This window comes from Pseudarthrobacter naphthalenicus, from assembly GCF_029076445.1.
GTDB classification, from domain to species: Bacteria; Actinomycetota; Actinomycetes; order Actinomycetales; family Micrococcaceae; genus Arthrobacter; species Arthrobacter naphthalenicus.
Map to the genome: position 1 here is coordinate 47,887 of NZ_JARESG010000001.1, position 18,629 is coordinate 66,515.

The window sequence follows — 18,629 nt, forward strand, 5'->3', positions numbered from 1 at the left end:
AGAGGACAGGATGGCCGGACGCGCGCGCACAGTGCTGGTGGTGCTGGCGTCCGGCCTTCTTGTCATCCTCGGCGGCTGCTCCTCACCCCAACCCGATGTGACAATTGACCTGCTGCGCGAGAACTGGAAGGACGTCACGGGGGTAACGGCCGGCGGCGACGGCCTGCAGGTCACCGCCTCCGCCCGGAGCATCGTCGGGCAGGACGGCAGGGGAGGCCAGCCGGACCCGCCCCTCAATCTGGCCGGCACGCATCTGATGGTCGGCGGGGACTTCACGCTGAGCGCGACGTTCGCCGATATGACAGCTGACGCGTCCTGGGCGCTGTACGACAAGCCGCCCGTGATCGCGGACGAGTTCCGCGTCGAACCGGCGGGCCTGCGGCTCACACTCCAGGGCAAGGAACTGGACATCGCCGTCTTCGACGGCACACAGAACAAAGACCTGGCCCGGCCGGTCCCCATGCACGACGAACGGGTGACGCTGAACAACCCGGAAGCGCCGCTCACCGTGCACCGGTCCGGAGACACCCTGACCGTCGCCAGCGGCGGGGAGACCCTCACGTCGCTTGCCCTCGGAAAGGTGTTCTCCTCGGGGCGTCTTTGGCTCGGATTCTCGAGCGACTCCGGAGGCTTCGACGTCACCTCGCTGACGGCGGCTGCGCCCCGTAGCGCCGGCTTGCGCACATCAGGGGCCGCAGCCGCCGACGTCTGGCAATCGGAGGACGGCCTGCAGGCACTGGCGGCCAAAACCAGGCCGGACTTGCGGATCGGCGCGGCCGTGGCACTGGGCCCCCTGAGCAGCGACGAGGACTACGCGCGGGTGCTGGTGGGCAACTTTGGTTCCATCACGCCGGAGAACGCGATGAAACCCCAGTTCCTTTCCCCGAGGCAGGGCGTTTACACCTTCGAGGAGGCGGACGCGATCATCGCGATGGCGCAAAGCAAGGGCATGATCGTGCACGGACATACCATTGCGTTCACCGAGGCGATGCCGCGCTGGATGCGGGAACTGCCCAGCGGCACGGACGCAGAGCGCAAGTCCAGCGCCGCCGCCCTCCTCGACTACGTCACCACCGTGGTGACGCACTTCAAGGGACGGCTTGACTCGCTGGACGTCGTCAACGAACCGTTCGATGTGGACCAAGGAACCAGCTTCCAGCAGAACATCTGGTACCGCGTCTTCGGATCCGGGTACCCTGCGGTGGTCTCCAAAGCCGTGTACGCCGCTGATCCGGCCGTCAAGCAGTTCATCAACGAGAACGGGGCCGACGTACCGGGTCGCCGCCAGGACGCCCTGCGCAAGCTGGCCTCGGACACCAATGCCCAGGGCGGCCACCTCTACGGTGTCGGCCTCCAGGCACACGTCTATGACATCGGGACGGACGCCATCTCCGCGGGGGACCTCAGCAAGACGCTCGACGCCTTCGATGCCGCCGGCCTCCGCGTGCGCATCTCGGAGAACGACGTCACGGATGACCAAGGGACAGACACGCAGGCGCAGCAATACGCCACGGTACTGGCGGGCTGCCTGCGCTCGCGTGCCTGCGTCTCCTACACCACCTGGGGCGTGGACGACCGTTACGACTGGAGCATCGACCACGACGGCAACCTGCGGCAGGGCCACGACTTCCTGTTTCATGACGGGCAGCCCACGCCCGCGTACGACGCGATGAGGCAGGTTCTGGGCGGCTGACCGCCGCACCGTCAGTTCACCGCGTTGGCCTTGCCTGGGCGCGGCCGGTCAACGTTATGAGGCTTCATTGAGTCTTGCCCGCTTCCTCGCCGTCGAGTTCTTCCCCGCTGTGCGAAGCATGTCCACGGTCAGGACCAGCAGGGCCAGCCAGACCACGCCGAAACCGATCCAGCGGTCGGTGGTCATGGCCTCCTGGAAGATCACCAGCGCCACCACGAACTGGAGCATGGGCGCCACGTACTGCAGCAGCCCGATGGTGGTCAGCGGAAGCCGGCGGGCCGAGGCGCCGAAGAACAGCAGCGGCACGGCGGTGAGCACGCCGGACGCCGCCAGGAGCCAGAAGTGACCGGGACCCTGGGTGGCCAGAGTGGCCGTGCCGGTCGCGCCGAGGACCACCATGGTGACTCCGGCCAGGGGTGCGAGCACCATGGTTTCGACGCTGAGGCTTGTCACCGCATCCACTTTGGGGCCAACCCGGTTCTTCACGAACCCGTACAGGCCGAAGCTGAAGGCAAGCGTCAGGGCGATCCACGGCAGTTTGCCGTAGCTCACCGTCAGCACCGCCACGGCAACAAAACCGATTCCGACGGCGGCCCACTGCAGGGGCCGCAGCTTCTCCTTGAGGACAATGACGCCCAGGAGGACCGAGACAAGGGGGTTGATGAAGTAGCCCAGCGAGGCTTCAACAGCCTGCCCGGTGGTCACGCCGTACGTGTACGTCAGCCAGTTCACGGCAATGAGGGCACCGGCAATGGCCAGGGGGCCGAAAACCGAGCGGTCACGGAAGGCGGTGGCCAGTGTGGGCCAGGACCGGGTGACGGTGATCAGCAGGGCGCAGAAAAGCAGCGACCACACCACCCGGTTGGCGACGATCTCCACCGGTCCGGCGGGCAGGAGCGCAATGAAGTACAGCGGAAGCAGCCCCCAGAGCCCGTAGGCGCCGAAGCCGAACAGGATTCCCGCCGTCGTCTCTTTGTCCACGGCCTTCGGCCCTGCACCCTGCGGCCCTGCACCCTGTTTCCCCGCAGGCTTGACGGCGGTGGCTTTGGCGGCTGGGGTGGGACCGTGGGGAGTAGGCACGTTTCCCATAACATCACGGTCCCGGCGGGTATTCCGCCAATTCATCAGTAGGCTTGCCTTTATGGAATGGACGAACCGGCAGGATGCCACCCCGTGAGGCTCCGCCGCAGCAACGCCAACGGCCGCGGCTACCGGCGGGTGGCCGCGGGGACGGGCTTCAGCTTCCGCGACCTGGACGGCTCCACGCTGCCGCCCGGGCCGGTCCGGGACCGGTTGGAAAGCATCGGGATCCCGCCGGCGTGGAAGGACGTCTGGATCGCGCCGTTCGAGAACGGGCACATCCAGGCGACGGGTGTGGACGCCGTGGGGCGGCGGCAGTACATCTATCATCCGGCGTGGCGGGAGCGGAAGGACCGGCTGAAGTTCGACCGCGCGCTGCAGCTGGCCGAATCCCTGCCCTCCGCCCGCCGGCTGGTCACCCTGGACCTGCGCAGCGACGGCGTCAGCCGGGAACGCGTCCTTGCGGCGGCGTTCAGGATGCTGGACAGCGGATCCCTCCGGGTGGGCTCCGAACGGTACACCAACGAGAACGGCAGCCGCGGCCTGGCCACCCTGCTGTGCGCGCACGTCCACGTCCGCAAGGACTGCCTGGAACTGAAGTTTCCCGCCAAGAGCGGGAAGGACTGGGAATCGGAAATCCACGACGCCGACCTTGCCGCCCTGGTGCGGACGCTGAAGCGCCGCGGCGGCAACGCCCGTCTGCTGGCATATAAGGACGGGCGGAGCTGGCATCCGGTGACCAGCGCGGAGATCAACAGCTACGTCAAGGAGCGCACCGGCCAGGACTTCACCGCCAAGGACTTCAGGACACTGCGCGGCACCATCGCCGCCGCCCTCAGCCTGGCCCGCAGCGGGCCGCAGCAAAAGGTGGCGGCGCGGAAACGGGCCATCAGCCTGGCCATGGAGGAGGCGGCCGCGGTGTTGGGCAACACGCCGTCGATTGCCCGCAAAAGCTATGTTGATCCCCGGCTGCTGGACCACTATGCCGCGGGTGAAACCATCGATCCGCACCGGCCGCAGTCAGCCGAGTCCGAGCTCCGTGCGCTGCTGTACCGCGAGGGTGAGGTTGTGCCGCTGCAACGGAGCGGCTAGGCGGCGGCCCGGAAGCGGCGGCCAACCTTGCACCATCCGGGCCCAGGCACATTTAGAATAGGGGCACTGTGCGCAACCGTCGCTGTGCACAACCTGCTCGTGCGTAGGGTGCGCTGTACCGCGCGCCTTCGGCGCAACTCCTCCTTCCAGAAGGGCTCCCGGTGTCCCACCCAGGCGAAACCACCCCCAAGCGTCCACTGCGTGTTGCCATTGTGGGTGCGGGACCTGCCGGGGTGTATGCGGCGGACATCCTGACCAAGTCCAACGGCGTCAAGGACGGGGACTTCGAGGTCAGCATCGACCTGTTCGAGGCCTATCCGGCGCCGTACGGCCTGATCCGCTACGGCGTGGCACCGGACCATCCCCGCATCAAGGGCATCGTGAACGCCCTGCACAAGGTCCTGGACCGCGGCGATATCCGCTTCCTCGGCAATGTCACCTATGGCCGTGACCTCACCCTGCATGACTTCCGGGCCTTCTATGACGCCGTGATCTTTTCCACCGGTGCCATCAAGGACGCGGACCTGCCCATCCCCGGCATCGACCTGGCCGGCTCCTTTGGCGGGGCGGACTTTGTCTCCTGGTACGACGGCCACCCCGATGTACCCCGCGAGTGGCCGCTGGATGCCAAGGAAATCGCCGTGATCGGCAACGGCAATGTGGCCCTGGACGTGGCCCGGATGCTGGTCAAGCACGCCGACGAACTGCTCACCACGGAGATCCCGGACAACGTGTACGCCGGCCTGAAAAACTCGCCCGTCACGGATGTCCATGTCTTCGGCCGCCGCGGCCCCGCCCAGGTTAAGTTCACCCCGCTGGAACTGCGCGAACTGAGCCACATGAAGGACGTGGACATCGTGCTGTACCCGGAGGACTTCGAGTTCGACGAAGCCTCCGATGACGCCATCCGCAGCAACAACCAGATCAAAACCATGGTCAACACCCTCACCAACTGGCTGGTGGAGGAGCACGCCGAAGCGGAGGAACCATCCTCCCGCCGCCTGCACCTGCACTTCCTGCACAACCCGGTGGAGATATACGACGACGGCGGGTCCGGCCACGTGGCGGGCATCAAGTTCGAGCGGATGGAGCTGGACGGGACCGGCAACGTGAAGGGCACCGGCGAGTTCGTGGACTACCCGGTCCAGGCCGTGTACCGGGCCATCGGCTACCACGGCTCGCCGCTGGATGAACTGGAATACGACGCCAAACGCGGCGTGGTCCCCAACGAGGGCGGCCGCGTGCTGGACGCTGACGGCAACCCGGTCCCGGGAATCTACGCCACCGGCTGGATCAAACGGGGCCCGGTGGGACTGATCGGCCACACCAAGGGCGACGCCCTCGAGACCATCGGCTTCCTGCTGGAGGACCGGCTTTCGCTGCCCCCGGCCCGGAACCCGGATCCGCAGGCCATCATCGACCTCCTTCACGAGCGCGGCATCGAGTTCACCACCTGGGAGGGCTGGATCAAACTGGATGCGCACGAAGCAGCCCTCGGCGCCGAATGGGTAGGCGGCGACGGAACTGCCGACGTCGTCCGTGAACGCATCAAAGTGGTCCCGCGCGAGGACATGATCAACATCTCCCGCGCTTAGGCGCCCGGAGCGCTCCCGCGGCGAAGGCCGCACCGGGGGTCCCAAAGCGATCATTGACACCGGCGTTTCCAAACAGCCGGTACCCCACTAGACTGGAGCACCTGCCGGCCCGGTGCCGGCAGCCCCTGGAAGCGGCCGTGCCCGGCAGGAGTTCAAAGATGAATCCCCTTCACCCGTCAGCGTCTGGCGCGGAGACCATGGAGCAGGCCCAGAGGCATGCCCTGGCAGGCCATGAGTGGCTGACCGGTTCGGGCCCGCTGGACGCCGGCGTGGCCGAAAACCTGGTGGTCACCGGATTGCGGAGCCTGGTGGAGGAATCCTGGCAGCGATCCGCACAGTTGAAAGCCAACCCTGACAACCCTGAAGCGCCCCTCGCCCTGGACACCGACGAGCTCGAGGATTACCGGCGTCAGCACCCGCTGGCCAGCATTATGCCCGTGATCCATAAGCTCCTCGTGCTGCCCAGCCACGACAGCGGACTGCTCGTGGCCGTCGGGGATGAGGTGGGGCGGCTGCTCTGGGTGGAAGGTGATCCGGCGCTGCAGCGGCGTGCCGAAGGCATGATGTTCGTTCCGGGGGCCGACTGGTCGGAGGCCACTGTGGGCACCAGCGCCCCCGGAACTGCCCTCGCACTGGGCCGCGGCATTCAGATTTCCGGCGCGGAGCACTACCAGCGGTCCGTGCACGAGTGGAGCTGTACCGCCGTCCCGTTCCATGATCCGGATTCCGGCGCGCTGCTGGGCGTTGTGGACATCACGGGCAAGGCCAGCGCGGTGGCGCCCCATACGTTGTCGCTCGTGGAAGCCACGGTGGCCGCGGCACAGGCGCAGCTCCGGGTGGAGCGGCTGCAGCTGGCCGCAACCCTTGCCAGCCGGCCGGCCCGACGACGGAGCTCGGCGTCGGCGGCAGGGTCACGGGCGGCGGGCCCGGGTGCGGCGCGGGCCGGGGGAGCGGGCGCCGGTCTGAAGGAAGGCAGCCTTTACCGCAACAGCCTGCAGCTTCTGGGCCGTGACCAGGCGCTGCTCAGCATCGAAGGAAAAACGGTGGCGCTGTCAGCCCGGCATAGCGAAATCCTCACGCTCCTCAGCACCCACCCGGAAGGCCTGAACGCCGAGGAGCTGTGTGTCCTGCTCTATCCGGGCGACGGATCCACCATGACGCTCCGTGCCGAAATGGTGCGGCTGCGTAAAATCCTGCAGCAGCTCAACCCCGCCGCCGTCCCCGAATCCCGGCCCTACAAGCTCAGTATGGACCTGGTCCCGGACAGCGGACAGGTGTTGAACTGCCTGCAGCGCGGGGCCCACCGGATCGCGCTGGAAATCTACCGCGGCGCCGTCCTGCCGCGCTCCGAAGCGCCCGGCATTGTTGACCTGCGCCACCGGGTATCCTCGCTCATGCGCGAAGCGGTGCTCACCGACGGCAGCGCCGAGACCCTGCTCAAGTACGCGGCGCTTCCGGAGGCAAGGGACGACGTCGACGTCCGGACGGCGGCGCTGAAGCTGCTGCCGGCGCGCTCACCCAAGCGGGCCGCCGTCGTCGCCGATCTTGAACGGCTGGAAGCAGAACTGAGCGCCTAAGGCGCCCTGCAACCTTCCCTGTGAGCTGACTCACACGGTTGCAACCTGACTGCAACCTGCACACTCCTACGCTGGGTCCAACGGCGGCCGCCGGCCTCAAGGCACCGCCTCATGCACAGCAAAGGAGCTAGCAATGACTGTTTACGCACAGCCCGGTACCGAGGGTTCGAAGGTCACGTTCAAGGACCGCTATGAGAACTGGATCGGCGGCGAGTGGGTTGCCCCCGTCAAGGGCCAGTACTTCGAGAACATCACTCCGGTCACCGGCAGGGTCTTCTGCGAAGTGGCCCGCGGAACCGCTGAGGACATCGAACTCGCGCTGGACGCGGCACACAAGGCGGCACCCTCCTGGGGCAAAACCTCCGTTGCCGAGCGGGCCGCGGTCCTGAACAAAATCGCGGACCGGATCGACGAGAACCTGGAAATGCTGGCCGTCGCCGAGTCCTGGGACAACGGCAAGCCGATTCGAGAAACCCTTAACGCAGACATCCCGCTCGCCGCCGACCACTTCCGCTACTTCGCCTCGGCCGTCCGTGCCCAGGAAGGCCGGCTGTCCCAGCTCGACGACGACACCACCGCCTACCACTACCACGAACCGCTCGGCGTCGTGGGCCAGATCATCCCGTGGAACTTCCCCATCCTAATGGCCGTCTGGAAGCTGGCCCCCGCCCTCGCGGCAGGCAACGCCGTGGTCCTCAAGCCGGCCGAGCAGACGCCATCCTCCATCCTCGTCCTGATGGAACTCATCGGTGACCTCCTGCCCGCCGGTGTGCTGAACGTGGTCAACGGCTTCGGCGTCGAAGCGGGCAAGCCGCTGGCCTCCAGCCCCCGGATCCGCAAGATCGCCTTCACCGGCGAAACCACCACCGGCCGGCTGATCAGCCAGTACGCCAGCCAGAACCTCATCCCGGTCACGCTGGAACTCGGCGGCAAGAGCCCCAACATCTTCTTCAACGATGTTGCCGCGGACACGGGCGACGCGTTCTACGACAAGGCGCAGGAGGGCTTCGCGCTCTTCGCCTTCAACCAGGGCGAAGTCTGCACCTGCCCGTCCCGCGCCCTGATCCAGGAAGACATCTACGACTCCTTTATGGAGGACGCCATTGCCCGGGTGGGAAAGATGATCCAGGGCAACCCGCTGGACACCGAAACCCAGGTGGGCGCCCAGGCCTCCAACGACCAGCTCGAAAAGATCCTCTCCTACATCGACATCGGCAAGCAGGAAGGCGCCAAGGTGCTGATCGGCGGGGAGCGTGCCCAGCTCGAAGGCGACCTGGCCGGCGGCTACTACGTCCAGCCCACCGTCTTCGAGGGCCACAACAAGATGCGGATCTTCCAGGAGGAGATCTTCGGGCCCGTGGTTTCGGTGACGAAATTCAGTGACTACGACGACGCCATGGGCATCGCCAATGACACCCTCTACGGCCTCGGCGCCGGCGTCTGGTCCCGCAACGGCAACGTTGCCTACCGGGCAGGCCGCGAAATCCAGGCAGGCCGTGTGTGGGTCAACAACTACCACGCCTACCCGGCGGGTGCCGCGTTCGGCGGCTACAAGTCCTCAGGCATCGGGCGTGAAAACCACTCCATGATGCTGGACCACTACCAGCAGACCAAGAACCTGCTGGTCAGCTACAACGAAAACAAGCTGGGCTTCTTCTAAGCCCGTCCGGGCGGGTGGCCCCAGGGCCGCCCGCCCACCCTCATCACCTGCACTCAAACGCTAAGGATTTCGCCAATGACGACGACAATGCAAGCTGCAGTAGTAACCGAATTCGGCAGGGACCTCCAGATCAAGGACGTCACGCTTCCCGCTCCGGGTCCGGGGGAAGCCCTGGTCAAGGTTCTCACCACCGGCGTCTGCCACACTGACCTCCACGCGGCGGAGGGCGACTGGCCGGTCAAGCCGACCCCGCCGTTCATTCCGGGCCACGAGGGCGTGGGTGAAGTGGTGGCCCTCGGCGAGGGGGTCACCGACCTCGCCGTCGGGGACCTGGTGGGAAACGCGTGGCTGTGGTCCGCCTGCGGGGACTGCCAGTACTGCCGTACCGGTTGGGAAACGCTGTGTGAGGCGCAGAAGAACGCCGGCTACAGCGTGGACGGCTCCTTCGGCGAGTACATGCTGGTGGACTCGCGCTTCGCGGCGCGCATACCGGCGGGATCCGACCCCGTCGAGGTGGCGCCGGTGCTCTGTGCCGGCGTCACCGTCTACAAGGGGCTCAAAATGACCGAGGCCAGGCCCGGGCAGTGGGTCACCATTTCCGGCATCGGCGGCCTGGGCCACATCGCCGTCCAGTATGCCGTGGCCATGGGGCTGCGGGTGGCCGCGGTGGACATCGCGGACGACAAACTCGCCCTCGCCAAGGCCCATGGTGCCGAACTGACGGTCAACGCCCTGCACGAGGATCCTGTGGAAGTCATTCAGCGCGAAACCGGAGGTTGCCATGGAGTCCTTGTCACCGCAGTGCACCCGTCCGCTTTCGGACAGGCGATCGGCATGGCACGCCGGGGCGGGACGATTGTGTTCAACGGCCTGCCGCCGGGCGATTTCCCGGCGCCCATTTTCGAGATTGTGCTCAAGGGCCTGACCGTCCGCGGTTCGATCGTGGGCACGCGGCAGGACCTGGAGGAAGCGCTGGACTTCTACGCGCAGGGCAAAATTCACCCCACCGTGTCCGTGCGGGAGCTCGGGGAAATCAACGCAGTCCTTGACGAGATGAAGCACGCCAAGATCGATGGCCGCGTGGTGCTGAGGTTCTGATGCCCAACCAACGGCTCGACGCCGCGGTGACGCTGCCCGGGGAAAATTTCTCCCGGGTGGCGCTCACCCCGGAGGCGGTGGAACTGCTGCAGAAGCTCTGGCGCCAGCACGGGCCGCTGATGTTCCACCAGTCCGGCGGCTGCTGCGACGGCTCCTCGCCGATGTGCTTCCCCGCGGGTGAGTTCATCACGGGGGATTCGGACGTGCTGCTGGGACTGTTCGATATCTCGGACGGGCTCAAGCCGGAGCCGCTGGAGTTCTGGATGTCCCGGGAGCAGTTCGAATACTGGAGCCATACGCATCTGACGGTGGACGTGGTGGCAGGCCGGGGGAGCGGCTTCTCGGTCGAATCTCCCGAAGGCAAACGGTTCCTGATCCGGTCCACGCTGATGGACTGGCCCGTCTGAACCGGTTCGACAGGAAAGCCCTTGAGGGCCTCGAAAAGGAGGCTCTTGAGGGCTTTCCTGCATTATCTTCGGCGTCTGAGCTGTCTCACGATGCGGAACAATTGTGACCGTCCAATGGGCGGACGGTAAAGTCAATAAGTCTGTTTCCTACACTATTCAAGATTGTGGAACCACTTATGAACCTTCTCCGGACCAAATCCATCGAGCAGTCGATCGCCGACGCCGACGAACCCGGACGCAAGCTCAAGCGGTCGCTCAGCACCTGGGACCTGATGATCATGGGCGTTGCCGTTGCCGTCGGCGCCGGCATTTTCTCAGTTGGCGCCAAGGCCGCTGCCAACTTCTCCGGCCCGGCCGTGACTGTCTCCTTCGCCATCGCCGCCGTGACCTGTGCCCTGGCCATCATGTGCTACGCGGAGTTTGCTACCGCCATTCCCGTTGCCGGGTCCGCCTATGTGTTCACCTACGCCACCATGGGGGAAGTGCTGGCCTGGATCATCGGATGGAACCTGATCCTGGAACTCTTCACCGCGGCAGCCGTCATCGCCAAATACTGGGGCATCTACCTCAGCAAGGTCTTCGCGCTCATGGGCGCCGACGTCCCGCCCGCCCTCTCGGTCGGCGGCGTGGACCTCTACTGGGGCGCCTTCCTGATCGTTGCCATCTTCACGGTCCTGCTGGTGCTGGGCACCAAACTCTCCGCCCGCGTAGGCAACGTTTTCACCCTGATCAAGATCGCCGTGGTGCTCTTTGTGATCGTTGTGGGCTTCACCTATGTGAAGGTCGAGAACTACAGCCCGTTCGTCCCGGCAGCTGAGCCCACGGCCGGCGGCAGCGCGGACGTCCTCAAGCAGTCCTTCTTCGGATTCCTCACCGGCGCCGCGCCGGCGCAGTACGGCACGCTGGGCATCTTCGCCGGCGCTGCCCTGGTGTTCTTCGCCTTCATCGGCTTTGACGTGGTGGCCACCTCCGCGGAGGAAGTCAAGAACCCCCAGAAGACGCTGCCCCGCGGCATCTTCGGCGGCCTCGCCGTCGTCACCCTGCTTTACATCCTGGTGTCCCTCGCGCTGACCGGCATGGTGTCCTACACGGAACTCGCCGCGGCCAAGAACCCCACCCTCACCACCGCCTTCGAAGCTGTCGGCAACACCACCGCCGCCAAGGTCATCGCCTTCGGCTCCCTGATCGGCCTCACCACCGTCATCATGGTGCTCCTGATGGGGCTGTCCCGCGTGGTGCTGGCCATGAGCCGCGACGGACTGCTGCCCCGGAGCCTGTCCAAGACCAGTGACAAGCGTTCGACGCCGGTGCGCCTCCAGATCATCTGCGGTGCGGCAGTGGCACTTGTCGCGGGCCTGACCAACGTGGACCTGCTGGAAGAAATGATCAACATCGGTACGCTGTCCGCGTTCGTGATGGTCAGCCTTGGCATCCTGGTGCTGCGTAAAAAGCGCCCGGACCTGAAACCGTCCTTCCGCGTTCCGTTCGGCAAGGTCCTGCCCATTGTGTCCGCCCTGCTGTGCCTGTACCTGATGACGAACCTGGCCGTGGAAACCTGGATCTTCTTCGCCGGCTGGCTGGTAATCGGCCTCATCATCTACTTCGCGTACGGCCAGAAGCACTCGCGCCTGAACGAGAAGTTTGCCGAGGCTAAGTCCGCAGTCGACGGCGCCCCCGAAAAGGAACTTGCGTCCCGCGTGTAGCCGCTTCGGCCGCCCGCACGAAGGCTGTTCCCGGCAGTTCCGCCGGAATCTCCCGGGATTAGAGGCACCCGGTCCCTCAGGGGATCGGGTGCCTCTTCCGTCTGGGCCGGCACTGATTACGCTGCCGGTCTCTGGCCGACTGGTGCGCTTGCCCGGGTCACGGCGCAGCGTGCCTGCCCACCCAGTCAACGAGGGGCCGGAGCTGTTCCCAGAGGCTGGCGATCTCCTGAGCAGCCGCCGGCGACGAGACCCACTCCGGCTGGCCGAGGTCGGTGCCGGCCGAAAGCGATTTGTGCTTAAGCAGTTCTGCCCGGGGATGCGCCCGGTCATAACCGCGCGGCACGGTCTTCAGCTTCTCGCCTCCCACGGCAAAACCGGCCGCGGCGATGCCGTCCACGATGTGCCGCAGCGATTCACCGGTGCCCGAGGCGTCAACCGAATTCCGGAACCTTGCCAGCTGGGCCGGGGTGTGGGAATGATAGCCGCCTCCCACCAGCAGCCCGTCAGCGCTGACCTGAAGGTAATAACCCACACCTTCCTGGGCAGAGGCAAAGGCGCCCTGGGCGGTTTTGTAGGGCGACTTGTCCTGGGAGAACCTGACATCCCGGTTCGGCCGGAAGATCTTCGCCGGACCGAACCGTGGTTCCAGTTCAGCCAGCAGCGCCATGAGGGGTTCCCGGACCAGGCTCGCATAGCTGTCCTTATGCTCCAGCCACCACTCCCGATTGTTGTTGTCCTCAAGCTCGGCGTAGAACTCGAATGCCCCGGCGGGAATGCCTTCAAATGTGCTCATGCAGTGATCCTAGGCAGGGGGACCGGCCGCCAGCCATAGGTTACACAGGCTATGTGGAAAGCCTCGATTTCCTTCATAAACCTGCGAAGGTCAGGGACCCTGTCCACCATACGGTCGCTTACGTATCATGAGGGTAACAATGGGCCGATCTGGTTGACCCTTCAACGTCCGGTAGCAGAGACTTTCCTTGAACGTCTGTTCGGACTGCGAACAGAGTTGGTTTGGGGCGTTTGAGCACCCAATGCCCCTCACAAAGGAGTGAACATGAAACGTCGTAGCGTCATCGCTGTACTCGCCGCAGCATCCGTCCTGGGCCTGTCCGCCTGCGGGTCGGGCTCACCGAGTTCCACAGGCGGTGGAGCATCCTCCGCCGGAGCCGGGAATGCGAGTTTGACCAAGGTCAGCGTCGGAGTCATCCCCATTGTGGACTGCGCACCGATCTTCCTCGGCGACAAACAGGGGTTCTTTAAGGACGAGGGCATCCAGCTGGATATCCAGACGGCCTCCGGCGGAGCGGCAATCGTCCCCGGCGTGGTCAGCGGGAGCTTCGACTTTGCGTTTTCGAACCTGATCTCCGTCCTGGTGGCCAAGGACAAGGGCCTTGACCTGAAGTTCGTGGCCAACGGCGCGTCCACTACCGGTGAAAAGGGCAAGGACATTGGTGGTGTGGTGGTTCCCGCCGGGTCCCCCATCACGGCCGCCAAGGACCTGGCCGGCAAAACCGTTTCGGTGAACAACCTCTCCAACATCGGCGATACCACCATCAAATCGGTTATCGAAAAGGGCGGCGGTGACCCGAACAGCGTGAAGTTTGTTGAGGTGGCCTTCCCGGACGCCCCGGCCGCCTTGACCAACAAGCAGGTGGACGCAGCCTGGATCCTGGAACCGTTCCTCTCCAAGGCGGTGGCCGAGGGGGGCACCATCGTCTCCTCGAACTTTGTCGAGATGAGCCCGGAACTGGATATCGCCGGCTACTTCACGAAGGCTGACACCGTCAAGGGCAAGGCCGACCTCACGGGAAAGTTCACCCGTGCCATGAACAAGTCACTAGAGTACGCCCAGGGCCATCCCCAGGAAGTCCGGGACATCGTGGGAACATACACCAAGATCGATGAAGCCACCCGCGCCAAGATGATCCTGCCGCGCTATCGCGTGGAATTCAACAAGGACGCCTTCAAGACCCTCGGCGACGCCGCCGCCAAGTACGGCACGCTGAGCAAGGCTCCGAACGCAGGCGACCTTCTCCCGTGAGTGCAGACGCTGTCACCTCCGGCGGTCCCGTCTCCACTGCGGGACGGGACCGCCGGCCGGGCCGCAAGATGCCGGTAAAACAGCTGCTTGGCCTGGCGGGGATCATCGGATTCCTTGGCACGTGGGAGCTCATTCCGCGGCTGGGCATCATCAATGAACGCTTCCTCCCGCCCGCCAGCGAAGTTATCCTCGCCCTGGTGCGCGACTTCGGCCTGACAGCCTTCTGGATCTCGGTTGGTGAGACCATGATGGCCTGGTTCCTGGGCCTGGTCATCGCCGTCACCCTGGCCGTGCTGCTGGGCTTCGTCATCGGCTCCAGCGACTTCCTCCGGAAAGCCACGAACTCCACCGTGGAATTCCTGCGGCCCATCCCATCGGTGGCCCTGATTCCGCTGGCGGTGCTGCTCTTCGGCGTGAAGATCGAATCATCCCTGATGCTGATTACCTATGCCGCCTTCTGGCAGGTCCTGATCCAGGTCCTTTACGGCGTGGCAGACATCGACATGGTGGCCAACAACACCGCAAAGACCTATGGGCTGGGCCGGATGGCGAGGATCCGCTACGTCGTTTTCCCCACAGCCCTGCCCTACCTGATGACAGGCGTCCGTCTGGCCGCCACGGTGGCACTCGTCCTGGCCATCACCGCAGAACTGGTGATCGGCTCTCCCGGTCTCGGCCGGGAAATCGCGCTCGCCCAGTCCGGCGGCGCCATCTCGGGCATGTACGCCTTGGTACTGGCCACCGGCCTGATTGGCGTGCTGATCAACGCGGTGATGCGGTTCATCGAGAAGAAAACCCTGTCCTGGCACTCCTCCGTCCGCTCCGAGGTGATCGTGTGAAAAGTCTGAAAACCCTCGGCTACGTCCTGGCGCTGCCGGTCCTGCTGGTCCTGCTCTGGTGGGCCTCCACCCTCGGCACGGTGAACTTCTTCGTCCCCACTCCTGCAACCCTGGTCGCCAAGTTCGGCGAGGTCTGGTTCGGCCCCCGCTTCTTTAGCGACGTGCTGCCCAGCGTTGGGCGGCTCCTGGTGGGGGTTGTGGCGGCGATCATCATCGGCGTCGTCGGCGGCGTCCTGATCGGTTCCGTCAGATGGCTCCGGGCGCTGCTGGAACCCGCCCTGGAGTTCTTCCGCGCGATCCCGCCACCTGTCCTGGTTCCGGTTCTGATCCTGCTGATGGGCATCACGGACTCCATGAAGGTGGCGGTGATCATTTCCGGCTGTGTGTGGCCTGTCCTGTTGAACACCATCGAAGGTGTCCGGGCCGTGGACGGGGTCCTCTCGGATTCGGCCCACACCTACGGGATCGACGGCTGGGCCCGCGTCCGGTACCTGGTGCTGCCTTCAGCCAGCCCGCAGATCATGGCCGGCGTGCGCCAGTCCCTGTCCCTGGGGCTGATCCTGATGGTCATCTCCGAAATGTTCGCCTCGTCCTCGGGGCTTGGCTTCACCATCGTCCAGTTCCAGCGGTCCTTTGCCATTCCGGAAATGTGGTCCGGCATTGTGGTGCTTGGTCTGCTGGGTGTAGCCATGTCGTTCATCTTCCAGTGGGCCGAGCGGAACATCCTGCGCTGGTACCACGGCCAGAAAGAGGTAGAAAATGCAGCCTGAGGCAACCCCGGCACCAGCCGGGAAGACACAGCCAGCCGGGAAGACTCTGCCGGACGCGATGCTCTCCGTGCGCGGCCTGAAGAAGGTGTACCAGACCGACGGCGGCGACATTGAGGCGGTGCGCAACCTGACCTTTGACCTGCGCGCCGGCGAACTGGCCTGCCTCGTGGGTCCTTCCGGCTCCGGCAAGACCACCCTCCTGAAGTGCATTTCCGGGCTGATGGCGCCCACCGAGGGCGAGGTGCTTTTGGACGGCAAACGCGTCTCGGGTCCGCCGAAGAAGATGGCCGTTGTCTTCCAGGAATACGGCCGCTCCCTTTTCCCATGGATGCGCGTCCGTGAAAACGTGGAACTGCCGCTGAAGAACCAGGGTGTGCCCAAGGCCGAACGGGACAAGCTGGTGGACGAGGCCCTTGAGGCGGTGGGCCTGGCCCACGTTCCGCGCTCCTACCCGTGGCAGCTTTCCGGCGGCATGCAGCAGCGCGTGGCCATCGCCCGGGCCATCGCGTATCAGCCGGAGGTGCTGCTGATGGACGAGCCCTTCGCCGCCGTGGACGCACAGACCCGCGCGGATTTGGAGGACCTGATCCGCATGGTGTGGAAGAAGCTCGGAATCACGATCCTGTTCGTGACCCACGATATCGACGAATCCGTCTACCTTGGCGAGCGCGTCATCATCCTGTCTTCCTCGCCCACGGTGGTCCAGGAGGATATCCTCATCGACCTTCCGGTGGACCGCGACCAGTTGGAGACCCGGTCCCTGCCGCGCTTCACCGAGCTCCGCCACCACGTCTACGAGCAGATCCAGCTGGCCAAGAAAGGCCACCGCCCGGCGGCAGCGGGCGAGGTTTCGGCGGCCCCGACCCAGGCCTCCGCCAGCCGGACCGACGTGGCGTAGCCCCCTGCGCACAACAAAAACACCCCGCCACGGACAATCCGTGGCGGGGTGTTTCGGTTCTGCGGAAAGACCGAACTAGCCGATCTTGTTGGCAGCCTCAGCGTCGGAGTCAACGGCGCCGGCACCCAGGTTGGCGCGCAGCTTCGCGCCGAGGTCGGCGTCAACGTTCGTCCAGTACTGGATGGCGCGTTCCTTGATGTCGGCGGTCTTCACGCCGCCCACGGCGCCGGTGATGGTGTCCAGCAGGCGGGCCTTGGCGCCGTCGTCGAACACTTCGCGGTACAGCGTGCCGGCCTGACCGAAGTCGCCGTCTTCGGCACGGAGCGAGTGTGCGGAAAGCGTCAGCTCGCCGTCGTTCTCCCAGCCACCTGCCGGGGAAGCCGGCTCAACAGCGGCGGGGCCGCCTACGGAGTTCGGCGCGTACACCGGAACAGAGGGGGCGTTGAAGCTGAAGCGTCCCTGGCCGTCCTGGCTGTAGTTGTTGACCTGGCTCTTGGGCAGGTTCACGGGGAGCTGGGCGTGGTTGGTGCCCACGCGGTAACGGTGTGCGTCTGCGTAGGAGAAGATGCGGGCCTGCAGCATCTTGTCCGGCGAGGCTGCGATGCCCGGCACGAAGTTCGAGGGCGCGAAGGTGGCCTGCTCGATCTGCGCGAAGTAGTTCTCCGGGTTCTTGTTCAGCTCCATGGTGCCCACGTGGATCAGCGGGTAGTCAGAGTGCGGCCACACCTTGGTGAGGTCGAACGGGTTGAAGCGGTACGTCTTGGCATCCTCGTAGGGCATGACCTGGACGTGCAGTTCCCAGGACGGGAAGTTGCCGGCGGCGATGTTTTCCTGCAGGTCGCGGATATAGAAGTCCGCGTCCGAGCCGGCCAGTTCCTCGGCCTGATCGCCGGTCATGGCCTTGACGCCCTGGTTGGACTTGAAGTGGTACTTGACCCAGAAGCGCTCGCCTTCGGCGTTGATCCACTGGTAGGTGTGCGAGCCGTAGCCCTGCATTTCACGCCAGGAAGCCGGCAGGCCGCGGTCGCCCATGAGCCAGGTGACCTGGTGCGCGGACTCGGGGGACAGGGTCCAGAAGTCCCACTGCATGTCGGCGTCACGCAGGTGGGTGCCCGGGAGGCGCTTCTGGGAGTGGATGAAGTCCGGGAACTTGATGCCGTCGCGGATGAAGAAGACAGGGGTGTTGTTGCCCACGAGGTCGTAGTTGCCCTCGGTGGTGTAGAACTTGACGGCGAAGCCGCGGGGATCGCGCCAGGTGTCGGGGGAGCCGCTCTCGCCGGCCACTGAGGAGAAGCGGATCAGCATGTCCGTCTCAACACCCGGCTGCAGGAACGCAGCCTTGGTGTACTTGGAAACGTCCGAGGTGGTCTTGAAGGTACCGAAAGCACCGCCGCCCTTGGCGTGCACAACGCGCTCCGGCACGCGCTCGCGGTTGAACTGGGCGAGCTTTTCGATCAGGTAGTGGTCAGTCAGGATGATGGCACCGTCGGCACCAACTGACTGGGAGTGCGCGTCGGACGTGACGGGGGCACCTGACTGGGTGGTTGAAATGGCAGTCATTGTTCTCCTATTTCTCTATTACTTGGTTACGTTCAGAAGGAAGTTGTTGGGACTGCTGGCAGTCCTGGCAGATGCCCTGGTACATGACATCGGCAATCTGGATGGTCATGGGCTTGGCATTCTCATCCCAGTGCGGCGTCAGGCAGGGTGCGTGCCCGACGGCGCATTCCACGTCTTCCACGCGGCCGCAGCTGATGCAGATGGCGTGGTGGTGGTTGTCGCCTACGCGGGTCTCGTACAGGGCCGGGGAGTGCGGCGGCTCGAACCGGCGCAGCATGTGCAGGTCCGTGAGGTCGCCCAGGACCACGTAAACGGACTGCGCAGTGAGTTCCGGGAGCTCGGCCCGGGCGGCAGCGAGGATGCTCTCCGCCGGTGAATGCGGGTGGTGTTCGACGGCGGCAAGCACGGCCAGCCGCTGCCTGGTCACCCGGCGGCCGTGGGACCGCAGGGCGGCAGCCCATGCTTCATGGCCCTCAAAGTGTTCCGTCATGCCTTCAGTATGCCACTTATTATGATCTCGTCATAATAAGTGCGGGTTAACATCGGGCAAAGTTAAGGAACTCCTGGAGCGCGTTCACGGACTCGCCGGCCGAGCGGCCCAGGGCATGGACTT

General features: G+C 65.2%; 16 protein-coding genes. 12 read left to right on the top strand and 4 right to left on the bottom strand.

Annotation, left to right across the window (positions count from 1 at the left end):
• Positions 1 to 10 precede the first annotated feature (10 nt).
• Complete coding sequence (locus tag PY310_RS00215) at positions 11 to 1,693, top strand: endo-1,4-beta-xylanase (RefSeq protein WP_275212135.1); 1,683 nt, start codon at positions 11 to 13, stop codon at positions 1,691 to 1,693.
• Between the two features lie 54 nt (positions 1,694 to 1,747).
• On the opposite strand, the gene rarD is transcribed toward PY310_RS00215, so the two are convergent.
• A complete protein-coding gene (rarD, locus tag PY310_RS00220; protein ID WP_275212136.1) occupies positions 1,748 to 2,782 on the bottom strand; it encodes an EamA family transporter RarD in 1,035 nt (344 codons plus the stop codon).
• An 84-nt stretch (positions 2,783 to 2,866) separates the two neighbouring features.
• On the opposite strand from rarD, the gene PY310_RS00225 reads away from it, so the two are divergent.
• The 7 genes from PY310_RS00225 to PY310_RS00255 all read left to right on the top strand — a co-directional run bounded on the left by PY310_RS00225 (position 2,867) and on the right by PY310_RS00255 (position 11,905).
• Complete coding sequence (locus tag PY310_RS00225) at positions 2,867 to 3,865, top strand: DNA topoisomerase IB (RefSeq protein WP_275212137.1); 999 nt, start codon at positions 2,867 to 2,869, stop codon at positions 3,863 to 3,865.
• 161 nt (positions 3,866 to 4,026) lie between these two features.
• On the top strand, positions 4,027 to 5,460 hold the full coding sequence (locus tag PY310_RS00230) for an FAD-dependent oxidoreductase (protein ID WP_275212138.1): 1,434 nt from the start codon (positions 4,027 to 4,029) through the stop codon (positions 5,458 to 5,460).
• A gap of 158 nt (positions 5,461 to 5,618) precedes the next feature.
• Positions 5,619 to 7,037 carry a GAF domain-containing protein gene (locus PY310_RS00235; protein WP_275212139.1) on the top strand — a complete coding sequence of 473 codons (1,419 nt, stop codon included), beginning with the start codon at positions 5,619 to 5,621 and terminating at the stop codon, positions 7,035 to 7,037.
• 133 nt (positions 7,038 to 7,170) lie between these two features.
• Positions 7,171 to 8,697 carry an acetaldehyde dehydrogenase ExaC gene (exaC, locus tag PY310_RS00240; RefSeq protein WP_275212140.1) on the top strand — a complete coding sequence of 509 codons (1,527 nt, stop codon included), beginning with the start codon at positions 7,171 to 7,173 and terminating at the stop codon, positions 8,695 to 8,697.
• 75 nt (positions 8,698 to 8,772) lie between these two features.
• A complete protein-coding gene (adhP, locus tag PY310_RS00245; protein WP_275212141.1) occupies positions 8,773 to 9,795 on the top strand; it encodes an alcohol dehydrogenase AdhP in 1,023 nt (340 codons plus the stop codon).
• The gene (locus PY310_RS00250) at positions 9,795 to 10,202 is read left to right on the top strand and encodes a DUF779 domain-containing protein (RefSeq protein WP_275212142.1); all 408 of its coding nucleotides are present in this window, start codon (positions 9,795 to 9,797) and stop codon (positions 10,200 to 10,202) included. Before adhP ends, PY310_RS00250 begins: the two co-directional genes overlap by 1 nt.
• 176 nt (positions 10,203 to 10,378) lie before the next feature.
• Positions 10,379 to 11,905, top strand: a complete 1,527-nt coding sequence (locus PY310_RS00255) for an amino acid permease (RefSeq protein ID WP_275212143.1) — start codon at positions 10,379 to 10,381, stop codon at positions 11,903 to 11,905.
• Positions 11,906 to 12,062: 157 nt separating this feature from the next.
• Here the strand turns inward: PY310_RS00255 and PY310_RS00260 are convergent, their stop codons facing one another.
• Entirely contained in the window at positions 12,063 to 12,698 is a 636-nt protein-coding gene (locus tag PY310_RS00260; protein ID WP_275212144.1) for a DUF2461 domain-containing protein, read from the bottom strand.
• Positions 12,699 to 12,962: 264 nt separating this feature from the next.
• Between PY310_RS00260 and PY310_RS00265 the strand changes: the two genes are divergently transcribed.
• The 4 genes from PY310_RS00265 (at position 12,963) to PY310_RS00280 (ending at position 16,456) form a co-directional block, all read left to right on the top strand.
• Positions 12,963 to 13,949, top strand: a complete 987-nt coding sequence (locus PY310_RS00265) for an ABC transporter substrate-binding protein (protein ID WP_275212145.1) — start codon at positions 12,963 to 12,965, stop codon at positions 13,947 to 13,949.
• A gap of 68 nt (positions 13,950 to 14,017) precedes the next feature.
• Positions 14,018 to 14,788 carry an ABC transporter permease gene (locus tag PY310_RS00270; protein ID WP_320538361.1) on the top strand — a complete coding sequence of 257 codons (771 nt, stop codon included), beginning with the start codon at positions 14,018 to 14,020 and terminating at the stop codon, positions 14,786 to 14,788.
• Positions 14,785 to 15,558 carry an ABC transporter permease gene (locus tag PY310_RS00275; RefSeq protein ID WP_275212147.1) on the top strand — a complete coding sequence of 258 codons (774 nt, stop codon included), beginning with the start codon at positions 14,785 to 14,787 and terminating at the stop codon, positions 15,556 to 15,558. The genes PY310_RS00270 and PY310_RS00275 overlap by 4 nt, the downstream gene beginning before the upstream one ends.
• Complete coding sequence (locus PY310_RS00280; RefSeq protein WP_275212148.1) at positions 15,548 to 16,456, top strand: ABC transporter ATP-binding protein; 909 nt, start codon at positions 15,548 to 15,550, stop codon at positions 16,454 to 16,456. Before PY310_RS00275 ends, PY310_RS00280 begins: the two co-directional genes overlap by 11 nt.
• Before the next feature lie 75 nt (positions 16,457 to 16,531).
• Here PY310_RS00280 and PY310_RS00285 read toward each other — a convergent pair whose 3' ends face one another.
• Together PY310_RS00285 and PY310_RS00290 are read right to left on the bottom strand one after the other, a co-directional pair.
• Entirely contained in the window at positions 16,532 to 18,016 is a 1,485-nt protein-coding gene (locus tag PY310_RS00285; protein ID WP_275212149.1) for a catalase, read from the bottom strand.
• A gap of 7 nt (positions 18,017 to 18,023) precedes the next feature.
• Positions 18,024 to 18,506, bottom strand: a complete 483-nt coding sequence (locus tag PY310_RS00290; RefSeq protein WP_275212150.1) for a Fur family transcriptional regulator — start codon at positions 18,504 to 18,506, stop codon at positions 18,024 to 18,026.
• Between the last annotated feature and the right edge of the window lie 123 nt (positions 18,507 to 18,629).